Source organism: Schumannella sp. 10F1B-5-1 (genome assembly GCF_006517535.1).
Lineage (GTDB): Bacteria > Actinomycetota > Actinomycetes > Actinomycetales > Microbacteriaceae > Schumannella.
The window spans coordinates 1-12,338 of record NZ_VHQH01000039.1 but is presented as its reverse complement, the minus strand read 5'-3'; the positions used below and the strand labels follow the sequence as shown (position 1 = coordinate 12,338).

The following is a 12,338-nucleotide window of genomic DNA, read 5'->3' as shown; positions in this document are numbered from 1 at the left end:
CCGCGCGGATCCCCCCGGCACGACGCTCGCCGCGCATCCATTCAGCACGAGACGGGTCGGACGGGCGCGGAGCCGTCGACTCTGACGGTCCGCGCCGATCCGATCGTGCGCGCTCGGGATCGGGGCCTCCGGGGGGCGGCGCTCAGGCGTGGGCGCTGAGTCGCGCGAGGATCGCCTCGCGCAGCTCCTCGGGAGCCTTCTCCTGGCAGGCGCTGCGCACCTTCTGCATGAGCGTGAGGCCGACCGTGGCCTCGGTCTCGCAGTCGACGCAGCTCTCCAGGTGCTCGGACACATCCCGGAAGTCGTCGTCGCTCAGCTCACGGTGCAGGAACTCCTCGAGCTCCGCCTTCGCTTTGTCGCAACCGCAGTCGGTCATCGTCCTCTCCTCGGGGTGTCCGCGACGACGTATCCGCGGTCGCGTGCGTAGTCGGCGAGGCGCTCGCGCAGCAGGCGGCGCCCTCGGTGGAGTCGGCTCATCACGGTGCCGACGGGGGTCTTCATGATGTCGGCGATCTCCTGGTAGGCGAATCCCTCGACATCGGCGAGGTAGACGGCCATCCGGAAGTCCTCCGGGATCGACTGCAGCGCCTCTTTGACGTCGCTGTCGGGCAGGTGGTCGATCGCCTCCGCCTCGGCGGAGCGGGTGGTGCGACCCTGCGTGAGCGATTCGGCCGACCCGAGCTGCCAGTCCTCGAGCTCGTCGATCGCGTTCTGGTACGGCTGCCGCTGGCTCTTGCGGTAGCTGTTGATGAAGGTGTTGGTCAGGATGCGGTAGAGCCAGGCCTTCAGGTTGGTGCCCTGGCGGAACTGCGCGAAGGCGCTGAAGGCCTTCACGAAGGTCTCCTGCACCAGGTCGCCGGCATCGGCGGCGTTGCGCGTCATGCGCAGGGCGGCCGCGTAGAGCTGGTCCATGTACGGCAGCGCCTGCTCCTCGAAGAGGCGGCGCAGCTCCTCCGGCGGCAGCGCGCTGCGCAGGCGGCCGTTGAGGTCCTCGTCGGCGCCGGCCAGATCGGCGTCGTCATCGCGCTCGGCGTCGACGGCGGCATCCTGACCGGACGCGTCGTCGTGGCTGTCGAGCTCGCGATCGCCGTCGAGGTCGACGGTCTCCTCGTCTTCCCTGTTCATCGGCGACGAGTCTAGTTGCGCCCGGTCGGATCGACGGCGGACGACGGGTGCTTCGAGTACAGCCACCAGCGCTCCTCCTCGCCCGGGATGACGGGCGATATCCTGGTGAACCGATGCAGCTCTCCACGTATTCCGCGCCCGACTTCGATCCCTACGGCGATCGCGCCCCCGAGACGCCCGAACCGGGTCCGTGGTCGGCGCCGACCGCGACCGGTCCGCTGGATGCGCGCCTCACGCTCCCCGGATCGAAGAGCCTCACGAACCGCGAGCTCGTGCTCGCCGCTCTCGCCGACGGCCCGTCGCTGCTGCGGCGTCCCCTGCACTCGCGTGACTCGGCGCTCATGATCGAGGCGCTGCGCGAGCTCGGCGTCGAGATCGAGGAGGTGCCGGGTGACGGCGACTTCGGCCCCGACCTGCGCATCACCCCGCCCGAGGAGCTGAGCGGCTCGAGCTCGATCGACTGCGGTCTCGCCGGCACGGTCATGCGCTTCGTGCCGCCGCTCGCGGCACTCGCGCTCGGTCCTGTCGTGTTCGACGGCGACCCGCACGCCCGCAAGCGCCCCATGCGCACGACGATCGAGTCGCTGCGCGCGCTCGGCGTCGACGTCGCCGACGAGGGGCGTGGCGCGCTCCCCTTCACCGTTCACGGCACGGGCCGCATCGCCGGCGGCGAGCTCGAGATCGACGCCTCGGCCTCCAGCCAGTTCGTCTCGGGTCTGCTGCTCGCGGCCCCGCGCTTCGAGAACGGCCTCACGCTGCGTCACACGGGTGAGCGACTGCCGAGCATGCCGCACATCGAGATGACGATCGCGACCCTCGCGGCCCGCGGCGTCGAGGTGACCTCGCCCGAGCCGGGCGTCTGGGTCGTGCCGAACGCGCCGATCCGCGCGCTCGACGTCGACATCGAGCCCGACCTGTCGAACGCGGCGCCGTTCCTGGTCGCGGCGCTGATCGCGGGCGGCACCGTCACGATCGACGGCTGGCCCGCCGCCACGACCCAGGTGGGCGACTCGCTCGGCGAGATCCTGCCGCGCTACGGCGCCGCCGTGCGGCGCGAGGGCGGCGCTCTCACGATCGACGGCGGCGCGGGCGTGATCGGCGGGACGCGCATCCCGGCACTCGATCTCGACCTCAGCGAGGGCGGCGAGCTCGCCCCCTCGATCGCGGCGCTGGTCGCCTTCGCCGAGGGCGCGTCGTCGATCACCGGCATCGCGCACCTGCGCGGACACGAGACCGACCGCCTCGCCGCGCTCGCGGCGCTCTTCGCCGACCTCGGCGGCCAGGTGACCGAGGTGGATGACGGACTCGCCTTCCAGCCGCATCCGCTGCACGCCGGCCCCTGGCGCGCCTTCGACGACCACCGCATCGCCACGGCGGGTGCGATCGTCGGACTCGCCGTGCCGGGCGTCACGGTCGACGACATCGGCGCGACGGCGAAGACGCTCCCCCAGTTCCCGGAGCTGTGGCAGCGGATGCTCGGCCACGGCCCGGTCGCGGGCGCTGCGGGCGCCGGCGGCGTGAGCCTCGACCCGGCGGGGCTGCTCTGAGCTCCCGGCGCGCGCGTCGCGCTCTGCGCGAGGACGCGGTCGCATGAGCTGGCTGCCGCCCGACGACGAGGACGACGCGCTCGACGCCTGGGACGACTCGTCGTACCGCGCGCGCCCGAACCCGAAGGCGAACCGACCGCGCACGAAGCGCCGCCCCGAGCACGCCGACTCGGTCGTCGGCCGCGTCGTCACGGTCGATCGCGGGCGCTATGGCGTGCTGGTCGGCGCGGGGGCGACGGGCGACTCCGGTCCCGGCGACGGCGAGCAGCGCGAGATCACCTGCACCCGGGCGCGCGAGCTGCGCAAGGAGGCGATCGTCAACGGCGACGAGGTGGATGTGGTGGGAGACACCTCCGGCGACGAGGGCTCCCTCGCGCGCATCGTGCGCATCCGCCCGCGCCGCACGCTGCTGCGCCGCAGCGCCGACGACAGCGATGCCGTCGAGCGCGTCGTCGTGGCGAACGCCGAGCAGCTGCTCATCGTCGTCGCGGCCGCGAATCCCGAGCCGCGCGCCCGCCTCGTCGACCGCTACCTCGTCGCCGCCTACGACGCCGGCATCCACCCGTTGCTGGTCGTCACCAAGACCGACCTGGCCGACCCGGCGCCGTTCCTGGCGAACTTCGAGGGACTCGACATCCCCGTCTTCACGAGCGCGAAGGGCGCCGCGCCGCTCGCCGAGCTCGAGCCGGTGCTGCGTGACCGCAGCACGGTCGCCGTGGGCCACTCGGGCGTCGGCAAGTCGACGCTCGTGAACGCCCTCGTGCCCGGCGCCGCCCGCGCCACGGGCGTCGTCAACGCCGTCACGGGCCGCGGCCGCCACACCTCGTCGTCGACCGTGTCGCTGAAGCTGCCGGGCGGCGGCTGGATCATCGACACCCCCGGCGTGCGCTCCTTCGGCCTGGGCCACGTCGATCCCGACAACGTCATCCGCGGCTTCACCGACCTCGCGGCGGTCGCCGAAGACTGCCCCCGAGGATGCACGCATCTAGCCGACGCCCCGGACTGCGCCCTCGACGAGGCCGTCGCCGACGGGCGCCTCACGGCAGAGCGGGTCGACTCGATGCGACGGCTGCTCGCGACCCTGCGCCCCGGTATCAGCAGGGCGGACTGACGCCGGCGTCCACGGCCGCCGGACACTCACCGGCGCGGAATAGGCTCGACCCATGACCGCGTACAGCCTCGCCGACGACCTCGCCGTCGCCCTCTCGCTCGCCGCCGAGGCGGATCTCGTCTCGCTCGACCGCTACCGCGCCGCCGACCTCGACGTGTCGCTCAAGGCCGACCGCACGCACGTCACCGACGCCGACACCCGCGTCGAGAAGGTCATCCGCGAGCAGCTCGACGCCGCGCGCCCGGGCGACACGGTGTTCGGCGAGGAGTACGGCGGCACCCTCGGCGCCGGCCGCGTCTGGGTCATCGACCCCATCGACGGCACCGCCAACTTCCTGCGCGGCGTGCCGATCTGGGGCACCCTGATCGCGCTCGTCGTCGACGGCGAGCCGCAGCTGGGCGTCGTCAGCTCCCCCGCCCTCGGCCGCCGCTGGTGGGGTGCGACCGGGCACGGCGCCTTCGTGCAGCAGCACGGCGAGGAGCCGCGTGCGCTGCACGTCAGCGACGTCGCGACGCTCGGCGAGGCGAACATCAGCTACAACTCCTTCGTCGGCTGGGATGACGAAGGCCGCCTCGAGCAGCTCACCGCGCTGAACCGCGCCGCCTGGCGCACCCGGGCCATCGGCGACATCTGGTCGTACATGCTCGTCGCCGAGGGCGCCCTCGACATGGCCGGCGAATACGACCTCAAGCCCTGGGACCTCGCCCCGATCGCGCCGATCGTGCGCGAGGCCGGCGGCCGCTTCAGCTCGCTCGACGGCGACGACTCGCTCGAGACGGGCAGCGCGCTCGCGACCAACGGCCACATCCACGACGAGGTCCTGGCGATCACAGCGCGCTGACCAAGCGCAAGACCCCGGCGCGGATGTGACGTCCGGGGCCGCGCCGCGCCGCCGGATCCGGCCCGACGTAACGTGGTCATCCGGTGCTGTCCGGACAGGGCACGATATGACCATGCTCGAATCGCTGCCCGTGCTCGACCTCTCCCGCCTCGACGCCTCCCCCGAGGAGGCGGATGCCTTCCGCGCCGACCTGCGCCGCGTCACCCGCGATGTCGGGTTCTTCTACCTCGTCGGCCACGGCATCGAGCAGGAGCTGATCGACGACATCCTGGCCCTCTCGCGCCGGTTCTTCGAGCTGCCCGAAGAGGCGAAGCTCGCGATCGAGAACACGCGCAGCCCGCAGTTCCGCGGCTACACCCGCGTCGGCAAGGAGCTCACGGTCGGCCGCGTCGACTGGCGCGAGCAGATCGACATCGGCGCCGAGCGCCCGGTGCACGAGGCCGCCGACGGCGAGGACGCCGCCGACTACTGGCGCCTCGAGGGCCCGAACCTGTGGCCCGAGGCGCTGCCCGAGCTGCAGCCGGTCGTCGAGCGCTGGGTGAGCGAGCTGAGCGACCTCTCGCTGCGCCTGCTGCGCACCTGGGCCGTCTCGCTCGGCGCCCCCGAGGACAGCTTCGACGCCGCCTTCGGCGACGCCGCGTTCCCCATGCTCAAGATCGTGCGCTACCCCGGCAGCCCCGAGGGCCGCGAGGGTCAGGGCGTCGGCGAGCACCGTGACGGCGGCGTGCTGACCCTGCTGCTGGTCGAGCCCGGCAAGGAGGGCCTGCAGGTCGAGCACCAGGGCGAGTGGATCGACGCCCCGGCCCTGTCCGGCGCCTTCGTCGTGAACATCGGCGAGATGTTCGAGCTTGCGAGCGAGGGCTACCTGCAGGCGACCCTGCACCGCGTGTTCTCGCCCGCCGAGGGCACCGACCGCATCTCGGTGCCGTTCTTCTACAACCCGGCCCTGGATGCGCGGATGCCGCAGCTCACGCTGCCTCCCGAGCTCGCCGCCGAGGTGCGCGGGCTGACCGTCGACCCCGAGAACTCGAAGATCCTCGAGGTCTACGGCGAGAACGCGCTGCGCTACCGCCTGCGTGCGCACCCGAACGTGGCCGAGGCGCACCACCAGGACCTGCTGGCGGCCCGCCGGGCCTGACGCGCGGACGCCCTCGCCCGGTGTACCTAACGCCAGGCGAGGGCGGAGCGGTCGGCCCAGTACTCGGCGGCCGGCTGCGCGAGAGCGGCCAGGTCGGCCGGGGCTTCCGGCACGGCCCGCGCCGCGGTGTTGGCGGCGAGCTGCTCTGCGGTGACGGCGCCGAGCAGCACGACGTCGGCCCAGGGCTGCGCCAGCACGGCGCCGATCGCCAGCGCGTCAGCGCTCATCCCGAGCTCGCCGGCCGCGCGATCGAGCGGAGCGGGCGCCGACCCGGGCGCCAGGCGTCCGTTGGCGAGCGACTCCTTGACGACCACGAGCCAGCCGGCGTCGTGAGCCGCGGCGAGGGCGCCGCCGGCGCTCGGCTCGAGCAGGTTCCAGGTCGACTGCACGACCGAGAACGGCGAGTCGGCGAGCGTCAGCGCGCGATCGATCACGGCGGCCTGCTCCGGCCCGCTGGTCGAGAAGCCCACGCGCACTCCGTCGGCCGCGATCGCGCGCAGTCCGTCGAGCAGGGCCGCGTCGTCGAGCGCCGGGCTGTCGGGCGTGACCGAGTGCACGAGATAGACGTCGGGTGCTCCGCCCAGGGCGTCGAGGGTCTCGGGCCACTGCCGGTCGAGCTGCGCGCGACTGTGCTCCTTGCGCTCGTGCACCGCCGCATCCATCTGCCAGTCGCCCACGTAGGCGTAGCCCCACTTCGAGCCGACCGTCAGCTCGGCGCGGCGCTCCGGATGCGCGGCCAGCCACGATCCGAGGAACTCCTCCGCGAGCCCGTACGACCGGGCCGCGTCGAGGTAGCGGATCCCCGCGGCCCACGCCGCATCGAGCAGCTCGTGCGCGTGGGCGCGCATCCACTCGACCGTGCGGTGCGCGGGATCGCCGAGGTCGGCGTCGCGGTGCGTCGTGATGTAGGCCGGGCGGCCGAGCGCGGCCAGACCGAGGCCGAGGCGCGCGACGGCATCACCGCCGGTGACGCCCGGGGCGCCGCCGGGCGCGGCCGCGATCGACCGGTCGGAATCGGCCTCGGGCATGCGCATCCAGACGTGAGACGGGTGCGGCGACTCCCAGCGCGCGACACGACCGATGCCGGAGCATCCTGTGGTGGAGATGGGGGGAATCGAACCCCCGTCCACTGCTGCAAGGCTGCGCCTTCTACGGGCGTAGTCCGTGGAGACGTTCTGCTCGGCCCCGATCTTTGTCACGAACGCCTAGATCGACGGGCCCAGTCTCAGTGCAAGTCCCGCGGTGCCCTGAGACACGACACCGCAGCGAGCCTTCTAGCTGACGCCAGGGTCCGGGGCGAAGGCGAACCCGGTCTGACGGACTTTCAACCCTGCTTAGGCAGCGAGGGCGAAGTCGGTGCGCTTGGAATTGGCACCTATAGGTTGCAGAGAGCGTTAACGAGATAACCCTGCATCCTCGGCCCGCTTCTCGCAGGGTCACAGGCAATGTCGAAACCGATCATCCCCGTGCTGCGCATCCGCTCTCGAGGAGAGCCAGGTGCGGGCCGTGTCGCGCGCTGTGGAGTTGCCAAGTCCGCCCGGGATCCGGGCGGCCTTCCATACTAAGCGACAACCGCCGACCTGCGCACCGGTGGGGCAGGATGAGCCCATGGATGCGATCACGATCACGGTGCAGGGCGAGCACGAGAGCTGGCACGAGGCGGAGCGCGCGACGCTCGAGCTCGTCGTCGCGGTCGACGGGCCCGAGCGCGAGCCGGTGTTCCGCCGCGCGACCGAGACGGCCGCGGCCCTCACGGCGCTGATCGAGCCGCTGCACGCGAGCGGCGCCGTGACCCGGTGGTCGGCCGACCGGGTGCGCGTCACGGCGCAGCGCCCCTGGAACAACCAGGGCAAGCGACTCCCCCTCGTGCACTCGACCTCAGTCGGCGTGCGCGCGCGGTTCCGCGACCGGGATGCGCTCGCCGACGTCATCGCCCGGCTCTCCGACGCCGACGGCGTCACGATCGCCGGCATCCGCTGGGACCTCTCGGAGGAGACCCGCCGCGCCGCCCTCGCGACCGTGCGCGGTGCGGCCGTGCGGGCCGCGCTCGAGAAGGGCAAGGTCTACGCCCGCGCCGTCGGCCTCGAGAACGTCGCCCCGCTCGCGATCGCCGACCCCGGGATGCTCGGCGACGCCAGCCCGTCGTCGGGTGGCGGCGGGGTCTTCGCCGGCGCCGCGGCGCCCCTGATGGCGCGCTCGCGCGGCGCGGCCGGCGGCGGCGAGCCGCCGCAGCTCGACCTCACGCCCGAGCGCATCCGGGTGGCGGCGCAGGTGGACGTGCGGCTGCACGCGAGCTGAGCGGTACAGCGCAGCGCGGTGCAACGCGGCGCGGCGGGGCCTCAGGCGCCGGTCGCCACGGGCCGCTCCGGGTCGTTCGACCACTGCGACCACGAACCGGGGAACAGCGCGGCGCGGCGCCCGGCCAGCTCGAGCGCCAGCACGACGTGGGCCGCCGTCACGCCGGAGCCGCAGTAGGCGCCGATCTGCGCGTCCTCGGCCGCACCGAGGGCGTCGAACCGGGCCGCGAGCACCTCGGGGGCGAGGAAGCGGGCGTTCTCGTCGAGATTGCCCGCCGTCGGAGCCGAGGTCGCCCCGGGGATATGCCCGGCGCGCGGGTCGACCGGCTCGACCTCGCCGCGGAAGCGCTCCGGGGCCCGCGCGTCGAGCAGCACGCCGCGATCCGGGAACGCCGCGGCCTCGTCGATGTCGAGCTGCGGCATCCGATCCCAGCCGATCTCGATCGTGCCGTCGTCGGGCAGCACGCCCTCGCCGCCTTCGAGCCGTCCGCCGGCCTCGCCCCAGGCCCGCAGGCCGCCGTTGAGCACGCGCACAGTCGTGATGCCGGCGTTGCGCAGCATCCACCAGAACCGTGCCGCCGAGACGCCGTGCGCCTGGTCGTAGACCACGACGTGATCGCCGGCGTCGATGCCGAGGCGACGCAGCAGAGCCTGGAAGCGCTCGCGTGAGGGCAGCGGATGCCGGCCGCGCTCGGGCGAGGGCGGGTCGGCCAGATCGGTCTCCAGGTCGACGAACAGCGCGCCCGGGATGTGCCCGCTGACGTAGCGCTCGTGTCCGTCGCTCGCGCCCAGCTGCCAGCGCGCATCCAGCACGACCGTCACCCGGCCCGCCTGCAGCCGCTCGGCCAGCTCGTCGACCTCGATCAGCGGTGACGTCATCGTCACTCCTTCCCCTCCCCCGCCGGGATCGCATCCCCGCGGGCCCCGTTCCGGGCGGCGTCGCCCGGTGCGGTCCCGGTGCCGGTGACGCCGACGCGCCCGCGCGCCCGGCTCCACTGATCGGCGATCGCGAACACGAGCGCCAGCACCACGAATCCGATGGTCACGAAGCCCACCGAGCGGTAGGCGTCGTGGTACACCTCGATCCTGCCACCGCTCTCCCCGGCGATCACCGCATAGAAGAGGGCGGTTCCGGCGGCGAGGCCGATCGCCGTGCCGATGCGCTGCCCCAGCTGCCCGATCGACCCCGCGACGCCGCCCTCCTCGACCGGCACCTCGGCGAGCGTGAGCGTCTGGTTGGGCGAGATGACGGCGCCGCCGCCGATGCCCGCCACCAGCATGGCCGCCGCCATGCCGTACGGCGCGACCTCGGGAGGCAGGATGACCGCCAGCGCGATCTGCGCCGTGAACCCGATCACGACGATCGCGAGCCCGCCCAGCACGAGCGGCCGGCCGATCCGGCCGACCAGACGCCCCGAGATCCAGGCGCTGATCGCCGACGCCACGGCGAAGGGGATCGTGATCATGCCCGCGAAGACGGGGGCGAGCTCGAGGCCCTGCTGCAGGAAGAGCGTGACCGTGAGGAAGGTGGCCGGCATGGCCGCGAAGTACGCCGCCGCGATCAGCGTGCCGTTGCGGAAGCTCGCCCGCCGGAACAGCGTGAAGTCGACGATCGGCGTGCGTCCGCGGGCCCGGTAGCGGCGCTCCCAGAGCACGAAGCCCGCGAATGCGGCCCCGAACATGAGGAGGATGAGCCAGCGCGCCGGCGGGTCGTCCTTCCCGGTCGTCAGCACGAAGGGGAGCATGAGCGCGAGCACGCTGACCCCGAGCAGCACGATGCCGACGGGATCGAGCGAGGCGTCGGCCGCGGCCGTGCGCTGACGTCGCGGCAGGAGCCGCCACGCCAGTACGAAGAGGATCGCGGCGAGCGGCACGTTCATCCAGAACAGCAGTCGCCAGCCGCTCTGCTCGCCGCCGAGCAGGATGAGCAGGCCGCCGAGCGTCGGCCCCAGGGCGGTCGAGAGACCGATGATCGCGCCGAACAGCCCGAAGGCGCGGCCGCGCTCGGGGCCGACGAAGAGCTGCTGCACCATGCCCAGCACCTGCGGCATCTGGATGCCCGCCGCCACACCCTGCACGATGCGCGCGACCACGAGCAGCTCGACCGTCGGCACGAGCGCGCAGGCGAGGCTCGCGAGCGCGAACACGGTCAGCCCGACCAGGAACATGGTGCGCCGCGACTTCAGGTCGCCGAGCCGGCCCGACGGCACGAGCACCAGGCCGAAGGCGAGGGCGTAGCCGGCGACGATCAGCTGCAGCGACGTCGGGCCGGCATCGAGCGCGCTCTCGATTGACGGCAGGCCGACGTTGACCTTGGAGAGATCGAGGATCGTGAGGGCGGCGACCGACACGCAGACGGCGAACGCGCGCCAGGGCGATGCGGGCTCCTCGCTCGGCGGGGCGGGCGGCGCGGCGTCGGGTTCGCTCATCGGATCCAGCCTAGAACCGGGCGGCGACACCGCGCCGAGCGCGCCGGGCTCACGCTCAGCTGGCCCGAAGCTGTCGTAGCGTGGCCCCATGACCCTTCGTCTCGGCATCGTGGCCGACTACTCCGACGACTTCCGCGAGATCGCTGAGGAGGTGGTGGAGGCGGAGCGCGTCGGCGTCGACGTGGTCGCCGCCGCCGAGGCCTACAGCTTCGACGCCGTCAGCCGGCTCGGCTACCTCGCCGCGGTGACGGAGCGGATCACCCTCGCGAGCGGCATCATGCCCCTGTTCTCGCGCACACCCACGATGATCGCCATGACCGCGGCCGGCCTCGACGACGTCAGCGGCGGCCGGTTCGAGCTCGGGCTCGGCTCCTCGGGTCCGCAGGTCATCGAGGGCTTCCACGGCGTGCCATTCCACCGCCCGCTCGCGCGCCTGCGCGAGACCGTCGACGTGTGCCGGATGCTGTGGCGCCGTGAGCCGGTCGTCTCCGAGAGCCGCGACCACCCGATCCCGCTGCCCGCCGACCGCGGCACCGGGCTCGGCAAGCCTCTCAAGCTCATCAACCACCCGCGCCGCGAGCGCATCCCGATCGCGATCGCCGCGCTGACGCCCAAGGCCGTCGCGCAGGCGGCCGAGATCGCGGAGAGCTGGATCCCGCTGTTCTACTTCCCTGGTCGCGCGCACCTCGCCTGGGGCGACGCGCTCGACGCGGGATTCGAGCGCCGCGACCCGTCGCTCAGCGAGCTCGACGTGCAGGCGCAGGCGCCGCTGCTCATCGCCGACGACACCGACCAGGCGCTCGAGGTCTATCGCGACCGCGTCGCGCTCTACGTCGGCGGCATGGGCGCCAAGGGCGCGAACTTCTACAACGACCTCGCGGTGCGCTATGGCTTCGAGGATGCGGCGGCGCGCATCCAGGAGCTCTACCTGGCCGGCGAGAAGAAGGCCGCCGCCGAGGCCGTGCCCGAGGAGCTGCTCGTCGGCACCTCGCTGATCGGCAGCGAGACGCACGTGCGCGAGCGGCTGCAGGCGCTCGTCGACTCGGGCGTGACGACGCTGACGGCGCAGCCGCTCGCGCCGACGCGGGGAGCGCGCATCCAGCAGCTCGAGGGGCTGCGCGGGCTCATCGACGCGCTCTGACCCGGGTCCCGCGAGGTCGCGAGCCGCGACCCGGACGCGGATCGCGACGCGGCCCGCGACTACTCGCCCAGGTGCCGGCGGCTCGAGATCGCCCGCTCCGCCTCGCGGCGGTCCTGCCGCTCGCGCAGGGTCTGGCGCTTGTCGTACTCCCGCTTGCCCTTCGCGACCGCGAGCTCGACCTTCGCGCGCCCCTCGGTGAAGTAGATCGAGAGCGGCACCAGCGTGTAGCCGCCCTCCTTCGTCTTGTGCGTGATCTTGATGATCTGCGCCCGGTGCAGAAGCAGCTTGCGCTTGCGGCGCGGGGCGTGATTGTTCCAGGTCCCCTCGAGGTACTCGGGGATGTGCACGGCGTCGAGCCAGGCCTCGCCGCGGTCGTCGACGAAGGCGTAGCCGTCGACGAGGGAGGCGCGGCCCTCGCGCAGCGACTTCACCTCGGTGCCCGTGAGCACGAGACCCGCCTCGTAGGTGTCCTCGATGAGGTAGTCGTGGCGCGCACGGCGGTTCGAGGCGACCACCTTGTTGCGGGTGCCCTCGTCCTTCTTGGCCATGATCGCCTCCTGAGCTCGTGCCGACTGCGGACGCGCGCCTCGCCGGTCGACGTCGGAGCGTCGGGCGAGCGCGCAGCCCGTCAGTCTAGCTCGAGCTCGGCCCGGTCCACCCGCCGGCGGCTAGATGTACTCGGTCAGCAGGTTGGTGACGGTGCGGTAGG

Annotated in this window: 12 protein-coding genes and 1 other RNA gene; 6 read left to right on the top strand and 7 right to left on the bottom strand. The window is 72.9% G+C overall.

Annotated features, from left to right (window positions below; all coding sequences use genetic code 11):
- Positions 1-142: 142 nt before the first annotated feature.
- Both FJ658_RS10815 and FJ658_RS10810 read right to left on the bottom strand, forming a co-directional pair.
- Complete coding sequence (locus FJ658_RS10815) at positions 143-376, bottom strand: alpha-ketoglutarate decarboxylase (RefSeq protein WP_141145407.1); 234 nt, start codon at positions 374-376, stop codon at positions 143-145.
- Positions 373-1,125, bottom strand: coding sequence for a sigma-70 family RNA polymerase sigma factor (locus FJ658_RS10810; RefSeq protein WP_141145406.1), 753 nt, complete (start codon positions 1,123-1,125; stop codon positions 373-375). The genes FJ658_RS10815 and FJ658_RS10810 overlap by 4 nt, the downstream gene beginning before the upstream one ends.
- Positions 1,126-1,238: 113 nt before the next feature.
- On the opposite strand from FJ658_RS10810, the gene aroA reads away from it, so the two are divergent.
- The 4 genes from aroA (at position 1,239) to FJ658_RS10790 (ending at position 5,762) form a co-directional block, all read left to right on the top strand.
- Positions 1,239-2,672, top strand: coding sequence for a 3-phosphoshikimate 1-carboxyvinyltransferase (aroA, locus tag FJ658_RS10805; protein WP_141145405.1), 1,434 nt, complete (start codon positions 1,239-1,241; stop codon positions 2,670-2,672).
- Between the two features lie 43 nt (positions 2,673-2,715).
- Positions 2,716-3,783: a ribosome small subunit-dependent GTPase A gene (rsgA, locus tag FJ658_RS10800; protein WP_141145404.1), complete on the top strand. Its 1,068-nt coding sequence runs from the start codon at positions 2,716-2,718 to the stop codon at positions 3,781-3,783.
- A 52-nt stretch (positions 3,784-3,835) separates the two neighbouring features.
- Positions 3,836-4,624, top strand: coding sequence for an inositol monophosphatase family protein (locus tag FJ658_RS10795; RefSeq protein WP_141145403.1), 789 nt, complete (start codon positions 3,836-3,838; stop codon positions 4,622-4,624).
- Positions 4,625-4,736: 112 nt separating this feature from the next.
- Entirely contained in the window at positions 4,737-5,762 is a 1,026-nt protein-coding gene (locus FJ658_RS10790) for an isopenicillin N synthase family oxygenase (RefSeq protein ID WP_141145402.1), read from the top strand.
- A gap of 26 nt (positions 5,763-5,788) precedes the next feature.
- Here FJ658_RS10790 and FJ658_RS10785 read toward each other — a convergent pair whose 3' ends face one another.
- Both FJ658_RS10785 and ssrA read right to left on the bottom strand, forming a co-directional pair.
- Complete coding sequence (locus tag FJ658_RS10785; protein ID WP_141145401.1) at positions 5,789-6,790, bottom strand: aldo/keto reductase; 1,002 nt, start codon at positions 6,788-6,790, stop codon at positions 5,789-5,791.
- A gap of 68 nt (positions 6,791-6,858) precedes the next feature.
- Positions 6,859-7,228, bottom strand: a transfer-messenger RNA (tmRNA) gene (ssrA, locus tag FJ658_RS10780).
- Between the two features lie 142 nt (positions 7,229-7,370).
- Between ssrA and FJ658_RS10775 the strand changes: the two genes are divergently transcribed.
- A complete protein-coding gene (locus FJ658_RS10775; protein ID WP_141145400.1) occupies positions 7,371-8,060 on the top strand; it encodes an SIMPL domain-containing protein in 690 nt (229 codons plus the stop codon).
- Positions 8,061-8,101: 41 nt separating this feature from the next.
- On the opposite strand, the gene FJ658_RS10770 is transcribed toward FJ658_RS10775, so the two are convergent.
- Together FJ658_RS10770 and FJ658_RS10765 are read right to left on the bottom strand one after the other, a co-directional pair.
- Positions 8,102-8,938: a sulfurtransferase gene (locus FJ658_RS10770; RefSeq protein WP_141145399.1), complete on the bottom strand. Its 837-nt coding sequence runs from the start codon at positions 8,936-8,938 to the stop codon at positions 8,102-8,104.
- Positions 8,939-8,940: 2 nt separating this feature from the next.
- Positions 8,941-10,488, bottom strand: coding sequence for an MFS transporter (locus FJ658_RS10765; protein ID WP_141145398.1), 1,548 nt, complete (start codon positions 10,486-10,488; stop codon positions 8,941-8,943).
- Between the two features lie 88 nt (positions 10,489-10,576).
- Here FJ658_RS10765 and FJ658_RS10760 point away from each other — a divergent pair, with 88 nt between their 5' ends.
- On the top strand, positions 10,577-11,629 hold the full coding sequence (locus tag FJ658_RS10760) for an LLM class F420-dependent oxidoreductase (protein ID WP_141145397.1): 1,053 nt from the start codon (positions 10,577-10,579) through the stop codon (positions 11,627-11,629).
- Positions 11,630-11,688: 59 nt separating this feature from the next.
- Here FJ658_RS10760 and smpB read toward each other — a convergent pair whose 3' ends face one another.
- Complete coding sequence (gene smpB, locus FJ658_RS10755) at positions 11,689-12,177, bottom strand: SsrA-binding protein SmpB (RefSeq protein WP_141145396.1); 489 nt, start codon at positions 12,175-12,177, stop codon at positions 11,689-11,691.
- Positions 12,178-12,338 lie beyond the last annotated feature (161 nt).